16 protein-coding genes are annotated in these 20,051 nt (G+C 38.9%); 7 read left to right on the top strand and 9 right to left on the bottom strand.

The features are described 5' to 3' along the window. The first annotated feature begins 293 nt into the window (after positions 1–293). Complete coding sequence (locus AC1M9M_RS08160; RefSeq protein ID WP_481591499.1) at positions 294–1,607, top strand: OprD family outer membrane porin; 1,314 nt, start codon at positions 294–296, stop codon at positions 1,605–1,607. Positions 1,608–1,708: 101 nt separating this feature from the next. Here AC1M9M_RS08160 and ppa read toward each other — a convergent pair whose 3' ends face one another. Then, positions 1,709–2,245 carry an inorganic diphosphatase gene (gene ppa, locus AC1M9M_RS08155; RefSeq protein WP_005233448.1) on the bottom strand — a complete coding sequence of 179 codons (537 nt, stop codon included), beginning with the start codon at positions 2,243–2,245 and terminating at the stop codon, positions 1,709–1,711. A gap of 121 nt (positions 2,246–2,366) precedes the next feature. Next, complete coding sequence (locus AC1M9M_RS08150; protein ID WP_035268067.1) at positions 2,367–2,765, bottom strand: MAPEG family protein; 399 nt, start codon at positions 2,763–2,765, stop codon at positions 2,367–2,369. 100 nt (positions 2,766–2,865) lie between these two features. On the opposite strand from AC1M9M_RS08150, the gene AC1M9M_RS08145 reads away from it, so the two are divergent. After that, positions 2,866–3,249, top strand: coding sequence for a hypothetical protein (locus AC1M9M_RS08145; RefSeq protein WP_035268065.1), 384 nt, complete (start codon positions 2,866–2,868; stop codon positions 3,247–3,249). A gap of 39 nt (positions 3,250–3,288) precedes the next feature. On the opposite strand, the gene AC1M9M_RS08140 is transcribed toward AC1M9M_RS08145, so the two are convergent. Both AC1M9M_RS08140 and parC read right to left on the bottom strand, forming a co-directional pair. Then, positions 3,289–4,962, bottom strand: coding sequence for a long-chain-fatty-acid--CoA ligase (locus AC1M9M_RS08140; RefSeq protein ID WP_481591500.1), 1,674 nt, complete (start codon positions 4,960–4,962; stop codon positions 3,289–3,291). 150 nt (positions 4,963–5,112) lie between these two features. Continuing rightward, positions 5,113–7,329 carry a DNA topoisomerase IV subunit A gene (gene parC / locus AC1M9M_RS08135; protein ID WP_180028852.1) on the bottom strand — a complete coding sequence of 739 codons (2,217 nt, stop codon included), beginning with the start codon at positions 7,327–7,329 and terminating at the stop codon, positions 5,113–5,115. A 244-nt stretch (positions 7,330–7,573) separates the two neighbouring features. Between parC and AC1M9M_RS08130 the strand changes: the two genes are divergently transcribed. Beyond that, positions 7,574–9,304, top strand: coding sequence for a hypothetical protein (locus tag AC1M9M_RS08130; RefSeq protein ID WP_092767373.1), 1,731 nt, complete (start codon positions 7,574–7,576; stop codon positions 9,302–9,304). A gap of 34 nt (positions 9,305–9,338) precedes the next feature. On the opposite strand, the gene niaP is transcribed toward AC1M9M_RS08130, so the two are convergent. The 4 genes from niaP to AC1M9M_RS08110 all read right to left on the bottom strand — a co-directional run bounded on the left by niaP (position 9,339) and on the right by AC1M9M_RS08110 (position 13,614). After that, a complete protein-coding gene (gene niaP, locus AC1M9M_RS08125; RefSeq protein WP_481596093.1) occupies positions 9,339–10,658 on the bottom strand; it encodes a niacin transporter NiaP in 1,320 nt (439 codons plus the stop codon). Between the two features lie 143 nt (positions 10,659–10,801). Continuing rightward, positions 10,802–11,446, bottom strand: coding sequence for a trimeric intracellular cation channel family protein (locus tag AC1M9M_RS08120; RefSeq protein ID WP_035268119.1), 645 nt, complete (start codon positions 11,444–11,446; stop codon positions 10,802–10,804). A gap of 61 nt (positions 11,447–11,507) precedes the next feature. After that, on the bottom strand, positions 11,508–11,975 hold the full coding sequence (locus AC1M9M_RS08115) for a YchJ family protein (RefSeq protein ID WP_373687195.1): 468 nt from the start codon (positions 11,973–11,975) through the stop codon (positions 11,508–11,510). A 52-nt stretch (positions 11,976–12,027) separates the two neighbouring features. Continuing rightward, positions 12,028–13,614, bottom strand: a complete 1,587-nt coding sequence (locus AC1M9M_RS08110; RefSeq protein WP_035268121.1) for a TerC family protein — start codon at positions 13,612–13,614, stop codon at positions 12,028–12,030. Between the two features lie 349 nt (positions 13,615–13,963). Between AC1M9M_RS08110 and AC1M9M_RS08105 the strand changes: the two genes are divergently transcribed. Continuing rightward, positions 13,964–14,590, top strand: a complete 627-nt coding sequence (locus AC1M9M_RS08105; RefSeq protein ID WP_481596092.1) for an LOG family protein — start codon at positions 13,964–13,966, stop codon at positions 14,588–14,590. An 89-nt stretch (positions 14,591–14,679) separates the two neighbouring features. Here AC1M9M_RS08105 and AC1M9M_RS08100 read toward each other — a convergent pair whose 3' ends face one another. Further along, positions 14,680–16,521, bottom strand: a complete 1,842-nt coding sequence (locus tag AC1M9M_RS08100) for a choice-of-anchor I family protein (RefSeq protein ID WP_481596091.1) — start codon at positions 16,519–16,521, stop codon at positions 14,680–14,682. Positions 16,522–16,685: 164 nt separating this feature from the next. Here AC1M9M_RS08100 and mdtD point away from each other — a divergent pair, with 164 nt between their 5' ends. The 3 genes from mdtD (at position 16,686) to AC1M9M_RS08085 (ending at position 20,040) form a co-directional block, all read left to right on the top strand. Beyond that, positions 16,686–18,077: a multidrug transporter subunit MdtD gene (gene mdtD, locus AC1M9M_RS08095; protein WP_179998909.1), complete on the top strand. Its 1,392-nt coding sequence runs from the start codon at positions 16,686–16,688 to the stop codon at positions 18,075–18,077. A gap of 88 nt (positions 18,078–18,165) precedes the next feature. Then, complete coding sequence (locus AC1M9M_RS08090; protein ID WP_481596090.1) at positions 18,166–18,930, top strand: glycoside hydrolase family 25 protein; 765 nt, start codon at positions 18,166–18,168, stop codon at positions 18,928–18,930. Positions 18,931–19,029: 99 nt separating this feature from the next. After that, complete coding sequence (locus AC1M9M_RS08085; protein WP_481596089.1) at positions 19,030–20,040, top strand: MBL fold metallo-hydrolase; 1,011 nt, start codon at positions 19,030–19,032, stop codon at positions 20,038–20,040. The last annotated feature ends 11 nt before the right edge of the window (positions 20,041–20,051 follow it).

The following is a 20,051-nucleotide window of genomic DNA, read 5'->3' as shown; positions in this document are numbered from 1 at the left end:
AAATCCTTTATTCATCCTTATTTACTTCTGATGTTACAAAAAAAAACGTGCCAGATTGACTAAATTAAATAAAAAAAAGAATATCAGGTTAAAAATAAATATATGTTATTAATAGTTAAATTTAATTCTATAATACTTTTAATCTTTAATAATTCACAACTTAGTTCAATTTATATACTTTTTGCTTATGACTTTAGGTGCGAAATTGTGAATAATAGAGCCAATTTTGTTATACATTACGTATACAAATACTAAACATTAACCATAATCATTTTGTATGAGGCTCTCTCCCAATGCAAAAATTCCAAAAACTAAGCTTAGCAGTTCTTATTCAAACTGCTTTAATTTCTACTGCATTTGCGAGTGAGCAAAGTGAATCAAAGGGATTCGTAGAAGATGCTGAAGGATCAGTATTATTCCGTACAGGTTTCTTGCATCGTGATAAAAAGAACGGTGTCGAAGATACCAGCTCAGCAGCTCAAACAGCCATGGTTAAAATTGAGTCTGGTTTCACGAAAGGTATCGTTGGTTTCGGTGTTGGTGTTATTGGTGATGGGTCTTTCAAATTAGGTGATAATGCCCATACCGGTAATGACATGATTCCAGTCGATAATAATGGTCATGCTTATGATCATTGGGCAAGAGGTGGTGCTTTCATCAAAGCTCGTATGTCGAACACCACAGCTACTTATGGGACTCAGATTTTAGATTTACCTGTTCTTGCAAGTAATACAGCTCGTTTGGTACCTGAATATTACACTGGCTTGTTAATCCAAAGTAATGAAATCGATAATTTGACTTTGGTTGCTGGTAAATTTACTGAAAACCAACGTTCTAGTCAAATCAATACCGATGGAAATGAATTAGATCGCGCGGTTGTTTGGGGCGCTAAATATAACTTTGGTGATGCTCTCAATGCGTCTTATTATGGTACAGACATTAAAGATCGTTTAGAACGTCACTATGTGAATGCCAACTATAGTTATGCCGTGGCTAAAGGTAAGTTGACTCACGATTTCAGTGCATATCGTACTGAATGGGATGCTGCACCAAATAATACAGCATATACTTATTCTCATACTTCAAATGATTTCAACAACTTAAGCAATAATATTTGGGCAATTTCAACAACTTACAATACTGGTCCACACAATGTAATGCTTGCTTACCAACAAAATACAGGTAATACAGGTTATGACTATGGTTTGGGCAAAGGTGTTGGTGATGGCCATCAAACGATTTATATGCCTAACTCGTATTTATCTGATTTTATTGGTAATGATGAAAAATCTTTACAGCTACAATATACCTATGATTTTGGCGCATTAAATGTTCCTGGTCTGTCATGGACTTCGGCATTTGTTTATGGATGGGATATTGATGTATCTGCAGGGGGTACTGACCGCTCAGTATTGCTAACCAATGATGCACAGGAACGTGAATTCTTTAATCAAGTGAAATATACAGTCCAATCTGGTTTTGCTAAAGATGCAAGCTTACGTGTTCGTCACTCTTACTACCGTGCAAGTGATGAATATCAAAGTGCTTATATCGGCGACACCAACGAATGGCGTATTTGGTTAGACATTCCCGTGAAATTATTCTAATTTTCAACTAAAAAGATCAATAAAAAAACCTGCACTTTGTGCAGGTTTTTTATAAAAGCTACAAGATCAAAGTTTGTAGCTTTATTTATACATCAGGCAAATTATTTGTTTGCTTCTGCATAAGCAGCAATTGAGCTTAACACTTCTTGTTTAGCAACATCTGCACCTTCCCAACCACTTAACTTGACCCACTTACCTGGCTCTAAGTCTTTGTAGTGTTGGAAGAAATGTTCAATTTGACTAATCAATAAAGGAGGAAGGTCAGTATATTCTTGAACATCTTTATAGATTGGCGTTAATTTATCGTGTGGTACAGCGACAAGTTTCGCATCAACACCACCATCATCTTCCATATTTAATTTACCCACTGGACGGCAACGGATAACCGAACCTGGTTCTACAGGATGTGGAGTAACAACTAATACGTCTAATGGATCGCCATCAAGAGATAATGTATTTGGTACATAACCGTAGTTTGCTGGGTAGAACATTGCAGTACCCATGAAACGATCTACGAAAAGTGCATCTGAATCTTTATCAATTTCATATTTAATTGGTGCTGCATTTGCAGGGATCTCGATAATTACATAGATATCGTTTGGTGCATCTTTACCTGCAGGGATATTACTGTAGCTCATAGCAAACTCTTTACTGTCAGTGTTCATTAAAATGGGGTTGATTATAACGCTTTATTCAGCAATCATCATTCGATTATACAAGCTGAAGATGTATTTTAGGTATGGTGTTAGTCTGTTTTTCTTAGAGCAATCGAATAATTAATAAAAGCAATAAGATCGGACAAAGCATTGATAAGAACCAAACAATTGATCTAAGGGTCGCCCAATTACATAAATAACAAATCCCATAGATGATTCGTAAGACGATATACGCCGAACCTAATAGAATCACCAATTGTTGTTGAACAACCATATACTCAGCCATCAAAACTGCCGCAATAAATAATGGCAAACTTTCAAAGCTATTTTGCTGAGCTGCATTTGCTCGAGCCGCTAAGCCTGTGGTTTTAGACATGAATTCACGCGGATTTTGATTATCCTGCCCTTTAAAACCACCTGCAATTTTAGCAATGACTGTAAATAAATAAGGGAGTAAACAAGCAATTAAAATAAGGTAAATAACACCTTCAATACCGTGCATGGATTTCAGTCCAATGATTTAAGCTGGTTTTATCTTAGCATGATGTTTGTGCGATAATTTTAGTTAAATTATTTTGTTTATTAAAATTCTGAGTAATGGCATGACCAATTCTGACCAAAAAAAGTTATTTGATGTTCTCGAGTTACAAAAGCAACATCAAAAACGTGTCGATCGTGTGCTTTATATCGTTCTTCCGATTATGGCTTTCTTGATCAGCGTAATTTGTGCCAATATGAATTGGCAATCGACTCTCGGCACATTGCTGGTTCTCATCATCGCCTTTATCGCGGTGGGGATTAAACGAGCGAATAAATGGATCTGGCTGAGCATTATTTCAGTATATAGCTTAGTTGATATTTACTTCAGTTATTCAGGACAGTTACCGAGTTCTGCTGTAGGACGTCATTTAGGTACAATGCTGACATTCACATTTATTATTGCAACAGCGCGACCTTATATCGACCGTTGGCTAATGAAAGAATAAATTAAAAAAAGCGCCTTACGGCGCTTTTCTGAATTTGAATTATTTGCGTAAATCTTTACGAAGGATTTTACCGACATTCGATTTTGGCAATTCATCCATGAATTCAACATAACGAGGACGCTTATATCCTGTTAAGTTTTCTTTCGCAAAAGCTAATACTTCTTCTGTTGTTAATGATGGATCTTTCTTCACAACAAACAGCTTAGGCACTTCACCTGATTTTTCATCAGCTACACCAATCGCTGCAACCTCGAGTACTTTAGGATGTGTTGCAATCACTTCCTCGATTTCAGATGGGTATACGTTAAAGCCTGATACCAAGATCATATCTTTCTTACGATCAACAATCTTGAAGTAACCACGAGCATCCATGATACCGATATCACCAGTACGGAAGAAACCATCTGCGGTCATCACCTTAGCTGTTTCATCTGGACGGTTCCAATAGCCTTTCATGACTTGAGGACCACGGATTGAAATTTCACCTTGCTCACCTTGTGGAACTTCATTGCCATCGTCATCCAAGACAGCGACATCCGTTAAAGGTAATGGGATACCAATCGTACCGCTAAACTCTTCAGATGCCGGTGGGTTTGCCGTTGCAATAGGTGAAGTTTCAGAAAGACCATAGCCTTCAATAATATTTGTACCTGTGATTTTTTTCCAAGCTGCAGCAGTTGAAGGCAATACAGCCATACCACCACCCATCGCCATTTTTAATTTGCTATGGTCAAGTTGTTTGAATTCTTCATTATGAACGAGTGCGTTGAATAAAGTATTCACTGCTGGGAAGAAACCAGGCTGATATTTGCGTAGCTCTTTAATGACTGCAGGGAGATCACGAGGGTTAGGAATCAGTACGTTTGCTTGACCCTTGTACATACCATAAAGTGCACAAACCATGAATGCAAAGATATGATATAGCGGTAATGCACAGAAAATGCGATCGTCGCTCGCACCATCTTGAGCACCAAATTTAGATTGGAAAATACCATCTGCTTGCATTAAGTTTGCAACAAGGTTGCGATGTGTTAATTCCGCACCTTTTGATACGCCTGTTGTACCACCTGTATATTGCAATACAGCAGTGTCGCTCAACGTTGTTGCTGGACGCTTATAATGTGCAGTACTGCCTTTAGACATCGCAGTCGTGAATTTCACATGTCCTGGGATACTCCAAGCTGGAATTTGCTTACGCACTTTACGTAAAACAAAATTCACGAGTGTACCTTTTAAGGTACCTAACATATCACCTACTGTCGCCACGATCACATGCTTAACTGGCGTTTTACCAAGAATTGATTGATAAACAGAAGCGAAGTTTTCAATAATCACAAGCGCTTCAGTGCCTGAGTCATTCAGTTGATGCTCAAGTTCACGAGCTGTGTAAAGTGGGTTCACGTTGACAAGAACTAAGCCCGCACGGAATACACCAAGTGCCACTACTGGATATTGCAGTACGTTTGGCATCATGACCGCTACGCGAGAACCTTTTGCTAAACCAAGGCTTTGAAGATAGGCTGCAAATTGACGGCTCGCCGTATCAAGTTCATTGAACGTTAATGTTTTATCCATAAAGATAAAAGCATCACGCGAACCAAATTTCTGGAAGTTTCTCTCAAAAATATCAACAAGAGAGGTATTTTCTGGTGGTAACTCTACTGTTTGTGGAATTCCAGTTTTTTGGTATTCAGCGAACCAAATCTTTTCCATAATGCCATATTCTCCAATTAGTAATACTTGGTTTTAAACTCTTCTTTTCGATAATGTATTGAGCATCTTATTTAATTTATTGCTCAATAAAGCATCCATAGCCATAAATACATTTCATATATAACGTATTTTGTCGACTAGATGCTAGCTTTATCTTTGAATGAAGAGTTTATTTGCTTTTTGATAACCTCGTGGTAATACCTGCCCTTTTGAAGCACGTTTACCGATGTATTTCAGCAGATCATCACCTTTTAATTTCAATTGTTGTTGTCCAGCAACGACCTGAAGCACATCATCCAAGTTAAGTGTTGTCATAGACACAATGCGTTCCTTTGCATCCAACTGCATCAATTTATTACCTTTTCCTTTATTGAGCATTGGTAACTCTGTCAGCTCTGTCAGTAATAATCGTCCAGAACTGCTGAGTACAGCGATATGTGTACCATCAATTTGTTGCAATGGCATTGCGCTTGCATCATCTGCAAGCGTTAAAAACGCTTTACCCGCTTTAGCATTGGTGTCCAATTGTTTCGCTTGTGTTTTAAAACCATATCCTTTGGAGCTGATCGCTAATATTTCCACCTCATCTTCAGCAATCAGAATTTGTTGGAAATTTACTCCATTTGCTGGCGATAATTTCGAGCTTAATGGTTCACCTAAGCCGCGCGCTGAAGGTAATCCTGTAATTGGTAATGCGTAACTTCGACCAGATTGATCTAATACATACACTTTTTGATTAGATTTACCTTGTGCATGACTTAAATATTGATCTCCTGCACGGAAATTGACTTTATCTAGATCGATCTCATGTCCTTTCGCACAACGAATCCAACCCGCTTCCGATAAAATGACAGTGACAGGATCAGCTGGCATCAAATCTTGTTCACTAATCGCGGTCGCTTCTTCACGCTGAACAATTGGAGATCGGCGATCATCACCAAACTTTTTCGCATCTTCTTTTAATTCTGAAATGATCAGATTTTTTAAAGATTCAGGATTCGCCAATTGCTCTCGAATCACGGCTGCTCGAGCTTCAAGCTCTTCTTGTTCACGGCGAATTTCCATTTCTTCGAGACGCGCCAAATGACGTAATTTAAGCTCTAGAATGGCTTCGGCTTGAATTTCATCAATACCGAAATGTGACATTAAGACTTCTTTCGGATGATCTTCCTCACGAATAATGCGAATTACCGTATCAATATCTAAATACGCAATTAAAAGTCCCGCCAGAATATGTAGACGTTTTTCAATTTTATTCAAATGGTATTGCAAACGTCTCGTCACAGTCGTTTTACGAATTTCAATCCATTCCAATAAAATACGACGGATTGATTTTACTTGTGGACGACCATCAGCACCAATCATGTTCATATTGACGCGGTAGCTCGACTCAAGATCGGTCGTGGCAAATAAATGGCTCATGACCGCATCTGCATCGATACGATTTGAACGCAAGACAATTACCAAACGTGTTGGACATTGATGATCTGATTCATCTCGTACATCACTTACCAACGGTAATTTTTTTGCCTGCATTTGATCAGCAATTTGGCTGATAATTTTAGAGCCAGAAACCTGATATGGTAATTCACTGATGACAATTTCATTTTTTTCAACCGAATATACCGCACGCATGCGATAACTGCCGCGCCCAGTGCTTTGTAATTTCAGTAATTCATCAGCAGGTGTAATAATTTCGGCTTGAGTCGGTAAGTCTGGACCAGGAATATATTCAGCAACTTTTTCATCAGACAAATTCGGGTTACGAATCAGTGCAATTGTACCCTTAACAACTTCCCGTAAATTGTGTGGTGGAATATCTGTTGCCATTCCCACCGCAATTCCCGTCGTACCATTTAAAAGAATATTCGGTACGCGTGCTGGTAAATTTACAGGCTCTTTTAATGAACCATCAAAGTTATCTTGCCAGTCGACAGTTCCTTGACCTAACTCAGAGAGCAGGACTTCACTATATTGTGATAGTTTGGCCTCGGTATATCGCATTGCAGCAAACGACTTTGGATCATCTGGTGATCCCCAGTTGCCCTGCCCTTCAATAAATGGATAACGATAACTAAATGGCTGTGCCATTAAGACCATTGCTTCATAACAAGCAGAATCACCATGCGGATGATATTTACCTAAAACATCACCAACTGTACGTGCTGATTTTTTGGGTTTACCACTATGCTTTAGACCAAGCTCGCTCATCGCATATACGATACGGCGTTGTACAGGTTTTAATCCGTCACTAATATGAGGCAATGCACGATCCATAATCACGTACATCGCATAGTTTAGGTAAGCTTGTTCTGTAAATTCTGCTACAGAACGATTCTCTGTCGCTTGGTGCGCAAGGCTTGTCATTGAATCGTGAAATCCTAATGAATGAATAGTTTAAGGGTGTATGCTAGTCTCCCAAACTGCGAAGAACAAGCAAGGTTGGACACTTTGTAAAGATAAAATAACAAAAAAAAGGCCAGTTGGTTTTATTTCATTTTAAATTGGACTTTTTTCTTGTATCCAATTAATTTTATTGAATATACAATAATCAAAACACAACTTTATAACAAATGATTTTACATACGCTCATCGTATGAACGGAACAAACATGCATAATTACATTCCTTATGATCTTCGCTCAAAATTATTTCAAATTGACCCTAATCTAGATGTTCATTGGCAAACGCGTTTAAAAAATATTTTTAATAGTGTTCCCGCACCAATACAAGGTCTGATACAGGAACAATTCCTGACTGCGAAGAATATTTACTGGGATCAACATCGACAATCATTCACTTTTAAGGGCATTGTTGGTCTTCAGGATTTAAGCAGTCATTTAATCTCACCGAAAATGCGAACTTTGGCTGAAAAGATCGCAGCCACTTTAGAAACGCTTAAATCATATCAAGACGTAATTAAAATCGCCGATTACTTAGAAACTGTACAAAATCAAATTGATCGTATTGAAACAGAAGAAGATCAAAGTTTTCTTAGAGACAAACAACTCCTACGAAAAACTTTTTTATATGATGCTGCAAATATCATCAAAACACTCGACTTAAATGTTCCTGATAATTGCCGACATTTAACAGCTGAAGAAATTCGTACTTTTATTCTTGAAGTTCATATTAAACATCAAATTTTAGGCTATTGGTTCAAAACCATCCTCCCGAGACAACTGAAGCAAATTAGCCATCCATTATTCCAAGACTTTATTATTCAAGAACAAAAAATTCGTGATTTTGATGTTATTGAAAGCAGTCAGTATTTATATCTGGTCGCGACCATTCATGACTTTAGACAGAACCCATATTCTATCCGCCGCTTTTTAATGGAAGAAAAGCTAGGTCTTGAAGATCGAGTTTACCTAAATGGCGTGGTGTTGGATAAGAAACGTTTAAATGATCCAAGTTATTTAGAACAATTTAAATGGCAAGTCAGTCGAATTATTACTATTCAACGACAGATCACGACTCCTATTTTGGATCTGATGGAAAAATTTCATAACGTCAATTTTGATCTGTTATTACCGTTACTCAAAAAACCGCTCGATGCCTCTGGATTTTCAGTCGAACAAGTCATTAACGAGCGCCTTTTAGATTTCGAAAAAGCTTTAACTCTTGAGATCTTGCAACCTTTTCAATATGCACTGCGTCATTCAATTCGTCACCCTGATGAGTTTGATTATTGTTTTATCAGTATGCATCGTCTGTTCTCTGATATTGCGAGTTTTTATAAAGACTTTTCAAGTGAACCCATTATCGCCTTCAATACTCAAGCTCAAATTTTCGAATATAAAATTTTATCCTATTTAAAATTGATGGAAAAAAGACGACATACTATTTTTGTGAGTTTAGATGCAGAGTCTTATGCGGCAAGTCATAGCAAATCTCAAGCAGCGATTGAGCAAGTTAAAACAATTATTGCCGATGCTCTAGACCAACATAAAGTCAATCAAATTGCTTTCAATCAGAAGAAAAGAGAACTCGAAAGCCAATCAAACAAAGGATTCTTTCAAAAAATGTTTGATAAAACTGAAAAGTTAAAATCGGATCTTGAAGCGCTTAAATTGGCTGGAATTAATAATCGACGAATTGCATATTTAGATCTCGTGAAAGTGCCCAAAAAACATGATGAAACGACGGTGTACCTTGAGTTTGAAAGTTTGATTTCAATTAATCAGACTGAGCGTCACTATGCTTTTGTCAATGGCGACAATGGGGTATCAGCTTTGCCTATTTTAATTCAACTCCCTGAAGATAAAGAAAAATTCAATCTCCAGCAAGTGTCGAACACATTACATTTTGACTTAACTAAAGCACGTCAAAAATGGGTCTAAAAAAGAGGAGCTTAGCTCCTCTTTTTTCACAGATTTACATCCCCATAGACTCAAGTGTCTTACCTTTGGTTTCCTCACCGAGCACCAAGATCACGGCTGCAACTGCCAATAATACAGCGGTAAACATCATAAATACTTGGCTAAATCCATTTGAAGCCACCATCATATGGGTAACCACTAAAGGTGCAACAATCCCACCAATACGCCCAATTGCTGCTGCCCATCCTGATCCGAAAGCACGAATATTTGCAGGATATTGTTCAGGCGTGTAGGTATATAAAACGCCCCATGCACCAAGATTAAAGAATGACATCAAGCATCCCCAGAACATGATCATCGCTACGGTATCAGCCTGCCCAAAGAAATATGCTGATACTGCACACATTGCAATAAAGCCTGAAAGCGTCGCTTTACGCCCTAACTTTTCAACGAGCCATGCCGCGACAATATAACCTGGCAATTGTGCTAAAATCATCCCGAGAACATATTCAAAAGACTGCACAATGGTATATCCCTCTTTGACTAAAAGACTTGGTAACCACGTAAAAATACCGTAATACGAATAAACAATCCCAAACCAAATTAACCACAGCATTAAACTGCGCTTAGCGAAACCGCTTGACCATAACTGACCAAAACTGACATTTGAATGTGTTGAAACTGGTTTCACTTCAATTTTTTCGATGACTTCGACACCACACTGTCGCTCGATTTTTTGCACAATCGCGTGCGCTTCATTAATACGACCTCGATTGATCAAGTAAGGAACAGATTCCGGAACTTTTTTTAGAATGACGAAGACATAAAGTGCAGGCAAACCACCCAATAAAAATGCAACATGCCAGTCAAATTTAGGGATGACAAAATAAGAAACCAGTGCAGCACATAACCATCCTAGCCCCCAGAAGCTTTCAAGTAACACAATAAAGCGACCACGAACATGGGCTGGAATGTATTCACTCACTAAAGTCACGGCAACTGGTAACTGTCCGCCTAAGCCTAAACCTACAATAAATCTAAAGATTAATAACCATGTTAAATTTGGTGCGAAAGCACAAAGAGCTGTTGCTATACTATAGATGACCAATGTCGTAGCAAATACTGCTTTACGTCCGATTCGATCCGCCAGTCCACCAGAGAATACTGCACCTATCGCCATTCCCACAAAGCCGATGGATACAACCCAACCTTTTTCAGCAGGCGTCATTTGCCAGTCTTCAGCCATCTTCGCCAAGATAAAGGAAATTAGTCCAGTATCCATTGCATCAAACATCCAGCCTAATCCAATCACCCACAACAAGGTGTAGTGAAATTTACCAATAGGTAAACGCTGTATTCGTGAGATTAAATCCATAGCATGCTCTCTGTGAGGAGTGATTTAAATACAACCAATGACAATCGCTGTTTTCTCAACACTGCTTTTTTTTATTTTCTAAAGAACCATATAAAAATGACCGATCACATTATCGGCCATTTTGAAAGATGAGTGTAAAAAGTTTAATTTACATCTTTTGATGACGCCGACTGTTCATCATCATCTTTATAAATAAATTTTGGCATTTCAAGGCCAAAGTAAATTGCGATACAACGCAATGTGAAACCAAAAACAAGAGTAGAAATAATGGTGATATCTTGTGAAAAACCGACTTCGATACAGCCCCAATAGAAAATGACCGCAACAAAAGAAATACTGGCATAAAGTTCGCGACGGAAGACTAAAGGCACATCGTTACATAAGATATCTCGTAAAATACCCCCTGAAACGCCTGTCAATACACCTGCCACTGCACAAACCACGAAACCCTGCTCCATTTGAATCGCAATTTGACAACCAATAATGGTAAAACCTATCAGACCTAAGGCATCTAGAAGTAAGAATACCGAACGTAGATGTCGCATCCATTTTGCGATAAAAATCGTAAATAATGCTGCACAACATGTAAGTACTAGATATTCAGGATGTTTCACCCAAGTTAAAGGATAGTGCCCTAGCAAAACATCACGAACTGATCCTCCGCCCAAAGCAGTCACACAGGCAATAATAATGACACCAAACCAATCCATACTTCGTCGACCTGCAGACAAGGCGCCTGTCATCGCTTCCGCAGTAATCGCAATAATATAAATAACGGTGAGTAACATTGCCCTACTTCCAAATGAGGGTTTTTAATGCGCAATATTCTAAGTTAATTAAAAATTAATTCTAGAGAAATCGCGCACAACATTGCTTAAATTTTTTTCCTGATCCACAAATACAAGGCTGCTTCATCGTCACAGTTTGATCTGTCGTTGGGTCTAAAAAATACCACTGTCTATTGATGAATACGAAATTTGAGGTTTCATGATGGACATGTACCTGATCGACATGTTGGTAATGTGCTTTGAATTCAACTTGAGCATGGGTTTTATCCAGACGAGGTAAATGCTGAATAACCTCTAATTTTAACCACTGATTGCTCATCGCCCAATCCCGAATGGCAGCAATGTCTAAATGACTTTGCTGACCTGATGCTGTGGTACTCACAATATAGTCGATTTCATGTTTAGCAAATGCACTATAGCGAGAACGCATGAGCTGTTCAGCACTTTCTGCAACGCGCTGACCACGATGTAAAGGTTCACAACAGTGTGTATAAATTCCATGCCCGCAAGGACAATTGAGTTCGGACATCAATATTCCAAAAAATAGCACCTAATCAGATGCTATTTTAACTGAGTTTAAATCATTCTGATGGGTCTTGTTTTACGATGGGTACAATATGTACTTTTTCGATTTTATGACCATCCATTGTAACCACCTCAAATAGATACCCTTCTGCTTCAAAGGTTTCTCCATTTTCAGGTAAATGTCCTAAATGGAATAAGATATAACCAGACAGCGTAGAATACTGTTCTGACTCATCAACTAAATCACGATCAAGCAATAATGAAATATGACGAATATCAGTTGAACCCTCGAGCATGAGTGAACCATCCTCTAAGCTTTCAACTGCAGTTTCTATTTCATTTTCGTTCGGGAATTCACCCGCAATCGCTTCTAAAATATCAATCGGTGTTGCAATACCCTCAATGGAACCATATTCATTGAGAACAATCGCCATTTGTAAGGGTGCCTGACGCAATTGATCCATCACCATTAAGACTTGAGCGCTTTCATGGACAATGACAGGCTCTCGAATGTGTTTTTCGAAATTAAAATCGCCTGATTCAATATAGTCATTCAAAACGTTATGCGTGAGCACCACCCCAGCAATATTGTCTAGCTCGCCATGTGCAACGATCAAACGTGAATGTTTCATAGAAAGCACTTGATGTTTAATACTTTCAGGATCGTCATCTAAATCGATCCATTCGAGTTCTGGACGTGGGGTCATTAATGATTTGACTGGTCGCTCAGATAAACCTAATACACCTTGCAACATCACGCTTTGGTATACCGCATTCTCATCCGAGAACATTTCCTCTACCAACGCTTGGGTAGCCAAAACATCATCCGTATTTGCCGATTGAGCATCTGCCGTTTTTGACTTACCACCAAGCATACGAATGACGGCAGAAGCTGTTTTGAAACGTAAATCAGTCGTTGTCACCGTTTTTTCTTGGTTACGGCGCATCAATTGATTTAAAAACTCAATCAGGACAGAGAAACCAATTGCAGCGTATAGATAACCCTTCGGAATGTGGAAGCCTAGGCCTTCGACAACTAATGAGAAACCGATCATCATCAAGAAACATAGACACAGAATCACCACAGTTGGATGCTTATTCACAAAGTCCATGAGGGCTTTAGAGGCCCATAGCATGATTCCTATCGCAATAATTACGGCGATCATCATGACCGAAAGATCTTTGACCATACCGACTGCTGTAATCACACTGTCGAGTGAGAACACTGCATCCAATACCACGATCTGTACAATGACCATCCAAAATGCAGCATGAACAGGATTTTCTTCTTTAACATGAACTTTACTTTCTAGACGTTCATGTAGTTCTAAAGTTCCCTTCATTAACAAGAAAATACCGCCAAAAATCAAAATAAGATCTCGGGCTGAAAACGGATGATCAAAGATATGGAATAATGGATTCGTTAACGTGATAATCCAAGCGATTGACGCCAAAAGGATTAGGCGCATGCCAAGCGCGAGCGTTAAGCCTAAAATTCTGGCTTTATTGCGTTGCTCAGGCGGCAGTTTTTCCGCCAAAATCGCGATAAAGACGAGATTATCAATCCCGAGAACAATTTCTAAAATAATTAAAGTTAAGAGTCCCACCCATGCGGAAGGATCAGACATCCATTCAAAAATCATGAGTTACACTCCCACGTTTCAGGAAGATGGGATTCATTTAAACCAAAGTGATGAGGCAAAGTTATAAATGCAGTATTTAAATTTAGAAAATAAATAATATTTTGTTCTATTGAGCGATGTCGATCACTACTCATATTGATGTATTGGTTGCCGAACAGATTTTCAGTATAGAAAAGATTTTATTGCAATTCACTATTTTTTCGGTGAATCAAGATTGGCTTTATCAATCATTTTAGAATGAAACTACAAAATATTTCAAAAAATTCTTATTTATCTATACAGTTGTCACCTTTCTTGCTTAGATTAAACTGCATGATAAAGTTCATTTAAAAAAGGTGAGTAAATAAATATGAATACAAGCGTTCTTAATAACACCTTAGAGACCGATACATCAGTTAAATCAAAAGCAACTCAATGCCTTATTGCACTTTATTGTGGTTCTCGTTTTGGCAATAACCCTATTTACCAACAAAAAGCCATTGCTTTGGCTGAAAAAATTGCAAGGCAAGGATTTGACATCGTATATGGCGGTGCAAGTATCGGATTAATGGGACAAGTCGCAGATACAGTCATTGAAAACCATGGTGAAGTTGTTGGTGTTATTCCTGAATTTATGCTTGATTATGAAGTTGCCCATAATCAGTTAACAGAACTTCACGTGGTAAGAACAATGCATGAACGCAAAGCCATGATGGCTGAACGTGCTAGTGCTTTTGTTGCGCTCCCGGGAGGTTTAGGTACATTTGAAGAAATCTTAGAAATCGCAACTTGGGGACAGTTAAATCAACACCAAAAACCAATGATTATTTATAACGTCAATAGATTCTATAATGCCTTGATTGCACAACTCGATCATGCAGTAGAAGAAGGTTTTCTACCTGCTCAACATCGTGCAAAAATCATCGTATGCGAGCATTCACATCAAATCATCAATGCCATCGCAAACATGAAATGCCCTGAACAATTCGTGGTCTAAATTCAACAAGACTTTAGAGTATTACGAATGACGAGTAAAAAATAAAAGAGCCATATGGCTCTTTTATCATACATCTACACGATCAGGCTCTATTTCAACGTGATCTGATACGTTGCTGTAGTACCACTGACTTCATTCCCTACAATCAGTAAAGGCATACCCGTTGGAGATTCTTTTGCGGAAACAAAGGTTAATCCTTCAGGACCTAAGTCTCCTGCCTGACCTGTCTCGATATCGGCAGTGGTTGCATCAAGTTTTCGCGAATGAATATATTGCACAAATTGGGGTTGGGCAGGATTGGAGATGTCATATACCATCACGCCTCCAACTCGTTCTAAACCAATAAATGCATAAGTTTTCTGACCGATTTGACCGATCACCACGCCTTCTGGTTCTGGTCCCTTATTGTCACTACGATTATCGTCCCCTGCTTCTTCATGGTTTGCATTAAAGATCTCAGGATGGTGCTGAGCAATATATTGTTCAAAATCATCACCCGAATCCCAAACCAGCTCTAATCCTGTTTGTGCATCATTTTCTGTCCAAATACTGACAGATCGTGCCCCGAAGCTATATAAATGATCATAAACCAAATTGCCTCGAGCATTGAGTTTAGGTGTGCCATCAGTATTCTTTTGATAACCTTCAGTCCAAGTGATATTCAAACGACCAAACATCTTGTCTTCACGGCATCCTTTAGCATCGCCATCGATCGCTCCACAATATGCAAAATGCAGAGGATTCAATTCAGCACCTTTCGCCAGTGCTCTTAATTGTGGTGGCAGATCTTCCCCTTGCCGTCTGTCGAAACCATCTTTATGGAATAGATGCTTCGCACGCCATTCTTCAACAAAACCGTTTTTAATATTACCTTGAGCATTCGGATTATCCTTCAATCTCTCTCCCCAATATTCAGGATCATCTTCACCCCAAGCACGAGCATCCCCTTCATTGGCAGTGACAATATACGTTTTACCATTGACTTCGTAACTTGAGATCGCATCAGGCATATATAAGCCACGAACATGCTGCCAAGTTTGAATATTGATCTTCGCAAGACCATTTTCACCATCGGCATCACTGACATCTAAACCATGACCTTGTAAGCCATGATCTTTAAAACCGAGCGGATAAACAGCCATGACTTTGGCATTTAAAACATCCACCTTAGCTAAGGCATTATTTTCCTGTAATGCGACCCATGCAATTTTGCCATCTGCGCTGAGTGTGATGTATTCAGGTTCAAAATCTTGCGCTACTGTTGCATTTGGACCATAAATTCGCACACCTTGATTACGTAATAGCTGTGCTTGACTGTTAAAGGCTTTGAAGTCAGCTGTTTTTGCAACTGGTTTGTTCAAATTTGAGAGATCAATGATTGAAATCGAACCTTCGGGATCAATCGCATAATCATGAGATGGCTCTCCTTCATTCGCCACCAATAAGGTTTTACCATCTGCACTAAAGGTCAGCATATCGGGTAGAGAACCCACTGGAACTTGGGCAATAAAGCTCGAATCATTGGCATTAAAAAGTGCCACGATTCCTGGATCTGTTTTATCTTTGGCTTGTACAGCCAAGGCAACAATTCCATTTTTTACAGCAACACTATTTACTTCTGAGTCTGTTAAATAAGATTTAGCATCTAAAGAGCCAATCCATTTAGGTTGCTGAGGTTGGCGATAATCAAAAATATCAACCACGCCTTCTTTTGCGTTTACAACAAACAATCTTTGGCTTTGTGCATCATAGGCAGGTATCTCTGCTGCGCTGACCGCAAAACCACGACTTTCTGTACGACTGAGATAGTTGAGTTCAATCGATTCAGGCGTAATATTTGGTACTGATGTGATATTGTTAGTGTCATCATTACATGCCCCTAGCCCCAATGCACACATTGCGATCACAAGTGCGTTAGACTTTAGCTTCATTTTTTTAATCTTCTTATGATGTTGTTGGCAACAACTCTATGACCATGCGATGACAATGCTGTGACCATTAGATTGCAATTTTGTTGCAAATCCTTCGTAAATAAACCACAAGTGATACTGAGAAACTGTTTTAAAATATTAACTTACTAATATGATCCTACAAGATGAGCAGCACAGCACACCAACCCTTACAGCCTGAGTTTAGATTATTGGTGTTTTTGGTCTCGATCGGCTTTTTTATGCAAGGTCTAGACACAACTATCATCAATACTGCGATTCCTGCAATCGCTCATCACCTCAATGAAGATCCTCTACACATGCATAGTGTCGTGGTGGCTTATGTATTGTCAGTCGCAGCCTGTATTCCACTCAGTGGTTGGCTGGCTGACCGATTTGGTGTCCGAAATGTTTATTTTTCTGCAATTATCATTTTCACTTTGGCATCGCTCGGATGTGCATTTTCTTCTAATTTAAATGAGCTTTTATTTTTCCGAGTGATTCAAGGGATTGGAGGTGCTTTACTGCTTCCAGTTGGGCGTCTTGCAATGTTGAAAATCATTCCTAGAACGCAATTCCTTGCAGCCATGTCTCTGATGAGTCTTGCAGGTCTGATTGGCCCCTTAATCGGTCCTACTCTTGGCGGATGGCTAGTGGAGTACGTGACTTGGGAGTGGATTTTCTTAATTAATATTCCTATTGGACTCATTGGAGTTTTTCTCACATTTAAAGCCATGCCAAATGTGACCGAGACCCATGTTGCTAAATTTGATTTTTTTGGCTTCTTATTATTAGTGATCGCGATGGTTGGCTTAAGTTTAGGGATTGAAAATTTTGCTAGCCCCTATCTTCCACTATGGTGGAGTATTGTTCTTATTGTGTTTGGTTTATCTGCAAGTGCTTGGTACATGGTGCATGCCCATACCCACCAAAATGCTCTATTTCGTGGGAAACTATTCAAAAATCAAATTTTCGCGATTGGTATTGTAGGCAACTTTTTTGCCCGCTTAGGCGGCAATGCGATGCCTTTTCTTATCCCCTTAATGCTACAAGTTGCTTTTGGTTTTGAACCATTTATTACCGGTTTACTTATGATTCCAACGGTATTGGGTTCACTGGCATCAAAACCGATCATTCGCCAAATTATTCAACGATTTGGGTATCGTCGGGTGTTATTAGTCAATACCTGCCTTATTGGCTTATGTATTGCAAGTTTTGCCCTCACCTCAGCCGAAACACCTTTATGGCTAAGAACATTACATTTCTTCATTTTTGGTATGTTGAACTCACTGCAATTTGTTTCTATGAATACGCTAACCTTAAAGGATTTGCCTCAACAAGATGCTAGTAGTGGTAACAGTTTTCTCTCGATGATTATGATGGTATCCATGAGTATTGGTGTAGCGCTTGCAGGTACACTGGTCAATGTATTCACCGCTTATCTTGGTACTGCACAAATGCAACAAGCCTTCCAATGGACATTAATTTTAATGGGCTCAATTAATATTATTACCATGTTTATTTTTTGGAAAATTCCGAAAGAAATGGATGATGACTAATGAATATGGATTCTAGATACTGTCGCTACCATTTACGTTTATTCGCGTTATGATATTAATCATATTTCGCACCAATCTTTAAGTGCTCATGAATTCAAAAAATAAGCAGCATATCTATTCGCAGAAGATTATCTTGTGGACTTCCCTTTTAGGTGCAGCCCTGATCGCACTCATGGTCGGATTATTGAGCTTTTTCTTTTTGCCGTTTCAACCAGCAACAGCTCAAGAATATCCAATCAAAGGATTTGATGTCTCACATCATCAAAAAGAAATTCGCTGGTCACAAATTCCCAAAAAGGAATATCAATTTGTCTACCTCAAAGCGACAGAAGGTGGCGACTTTAAAGATCGAAAATTTCAGGATCATTGGCTCAAAGCACGCGAGCATGGTTTTAAAGTCGGAGCGTATCATTTCTATCGACTTTGCCGTGATGGTAAAGTTCAGGCATTAAATTTCATTGATTCTGTGCCACGTAAAGAAGATGCCCTTCCCCCAGTCATTGATTTGGAATACGACAGCAATTGCATCAATACCTATAGCAAAGAACAACTGTTACATGAAATCGATGTTATGCACGATTTGCTGCATCAACATTATGGCAAACAACCTATCTTTTATGTTTCTAAAGCCTTCTATAACATCGTACTTGCTGGCGCTTTTACAGATACCCCACTCTGGGTACGTGAATACACCACTCAACCTGAATTAAAAGACAATCCAGATTGGATCTTTTGGCAATACACCAATAAAGGCAAAATTAAGGGTATTTCTACACCAGTGGATTTGAATGTATTTAATGGCGATCAAAACGACTGGATAAAATTTCTAAAATTAAATCAAATTGAGCCATAAATCTTAAGGAGTCAGTACGTTACAACTAAAGAGATCTAACAAAAAAATAGAGTGCAGCTGGGCTCAAGCAAGCGAGTTACGCTTTATAAGGATGACATGATGTCGCTTAAAAAAGGGATTTTAACAGTGGTTGGTCTTTTGGCTGTCTCGCTCATGGCTGCGTTTTTTTATTTATGGCAACCATCAGGAAAGCTCTCCGAATTTAATCAATGGAAGGCTAAAATAGACCAACCCGTCAGTGAACAAAAATTAAATGTTCGCTTTTTTGGCGTTTCCACATTGCTATTTGATGATGGTAATTCACAAATTCTAATTGATGGTTTTTTTAGTCGACCATCTCTCATGAACATTGCTTTACAACGCCTCTCCAGTGATCAAGCACTGCTTCACAATATGATTCAGGACCATGAGCTTAAACGCCTCAAAGCCATATTGGTGACCCACAGTCACTATGATCATGCTTTGGATATTTCAGTGCTCGGAAGTTCACTCCCAAAAACTCACATCATTGGTTCGTTGAGTACACTAAATATAGCACGAGGCGGCAAAGTGCCTGAGCATCAATTGAAACTGGCTGTGCCTTTTCAAGCACTACAATTGGGTGCATTTCGTATTACGCCTATTCCCTCACAACATACGCCACCTACAGCAGTGAACAATGATTTAGGTGAAGAGATTCTGCATCCACTGCCTCAGCCAGCACGTTTTTATGAGTTTAAAGAAGGCGGTAGCTTTGACTACTTGATTGAGCACAATAATCACAAAATTTTAGTTAAAGCCAGCACAGGTGCGCTTCCTAATCAATTTCAAAAGTTAAATGTAGATGTCTTGTTTTTAGGAATTGCTCAGCTTTCAAAACAATCACCCGAGTTTCAACAACAGTATCTCGCTGAAACCATTGATCAGTTACAACCGAAAGAAGTCATTCCAATTCATTGGGACAATTTCTTTAAACCACTTTCACAGCCTTTAGAGTTTCTACCACGAATAGCAGATCATTCTCCGAAAAGCCTACAACTCGTGATTGATCATGCACAGCATCAAGGTCGAAAGGTGACTTTACTGACGGAGCCTTACGCATACCCAATAATCAGCTCAACGATGCCTTAATTATGGGTTAA

It is taken from the genome of Acinetobacter sp. ANC_7503 (genome assembly GCF_056780035.1).
The sequence above is the reverse complement of the archived record's forward strand: the minus strand, read 5'-3'. Positions and strand labels throughout refer to the sequence as shown.

Coding starts and splice junctions, on each gene's coding strand:
- AC1M9M_RS08160 (WP_481591499.1), top strand. CDS start 294: ATGCAAAAATTCCAAAAACTAAGCTTAGCAGTTCTTATTCAAACTGCT.
- ppa (WP_005233448.1), bottom strand. CDS start 2,245: ATGAGCTACAGTAATATCCCTGCAGGTAAAGATGCACCAAACGATATC.
- AC1M9M_RS08150 (WP_035268067.1), bottom strand. CDS start 2,765: ATGCACGGTATTGAAGGTGTTATTTACCTTATTTTAATTGCTTGTTTA.
- AC1M9M_RS08145 (WP_035268065.1), top strand. CDS start 2,866: ATGACCAATTCTGACCAAAAAAAGTTATTTGATGTTCTCGAGTTACAA.
- AC1M9M_RS08140 (WP_481591500.1), bottom strand. CDS start 4,962: ATGGAAAAGATTTGGTTCGCTGAATACCAAAAAACTGGAATTCCACAA.
- parC (WP_180028852.1), bottom strand. CDS start 7,329: ATGACAAGCCTTGCGCACCAAGCGACAGAGAATCGTTCTGTAGCAGAA.
- AC1M9M_RS08130 (WP_092767373.1), top strand. CDS start 7,574: ATGCATAATTACATTCCTTATGATCTTCGCTCAAAATTATTTCAAATT.
- niaP (WP_481596093.1), bottom strand. CDS start 10,658: ATGGATTTAATCTCACGAATACAGCGTTTACCTATTGGTAAATTTCAC.
- AC1M9M_RS08120 (WP_035268119.1), bottom strand. CDS start 11,446: ATGTTACTCACCGTTATTTATATTATTGCGATTACTGCGGAAGCGATG.
- AC1M9M_RS08115 (WP_373687195.1), bottom strand. CDS start 11,975: ATGTCCGAACTCAATTGTCCTTGCGGGCATGGAATTTATACACACTGT.
- AC1M9M_RS08110 (WP_035268121.1), bottom strand. CDS start 13,614: ATGATTTTTGAATGGATGTCTGATCCTTCCGCATGGGTGGGACTCTTA.
- AC1M9M_RS08105 (WP_481596092.1), top strand. CDS start 13,964: ATGAATACAAGCGTTCTTAATAACACCTTAGAGACCGATACATCAGTT.
- AC1M9M_RS08100 (WP_481596091.1), bottom strand. CDS start 16,521: ATGAAGCTAAAGTCTAACGCACTTGTGATCGCAATGTGTGCATTGGGG.
- mdtD (WP_179998909.1), top strand. CDS start 16,686: ATGAGCAGCACAGCACACCAACCCTTACAGCCTGAGTTTAGATTATTG.
- AC1M9M_RS08090 (WP_481596090.1), top strand. CDS start 18,166: ATGAATTCAAAAAATAAGCAGCATATCTATTCGCAGAAGATTATCTTG.
- AC1M9M_RS08085 (WP_481596089.1), top strand. CDS start 19,030: ATGTCGCTTAAAAAAGGGATTTTAACAGTGGTTGGTCTTTTGGCTGTC.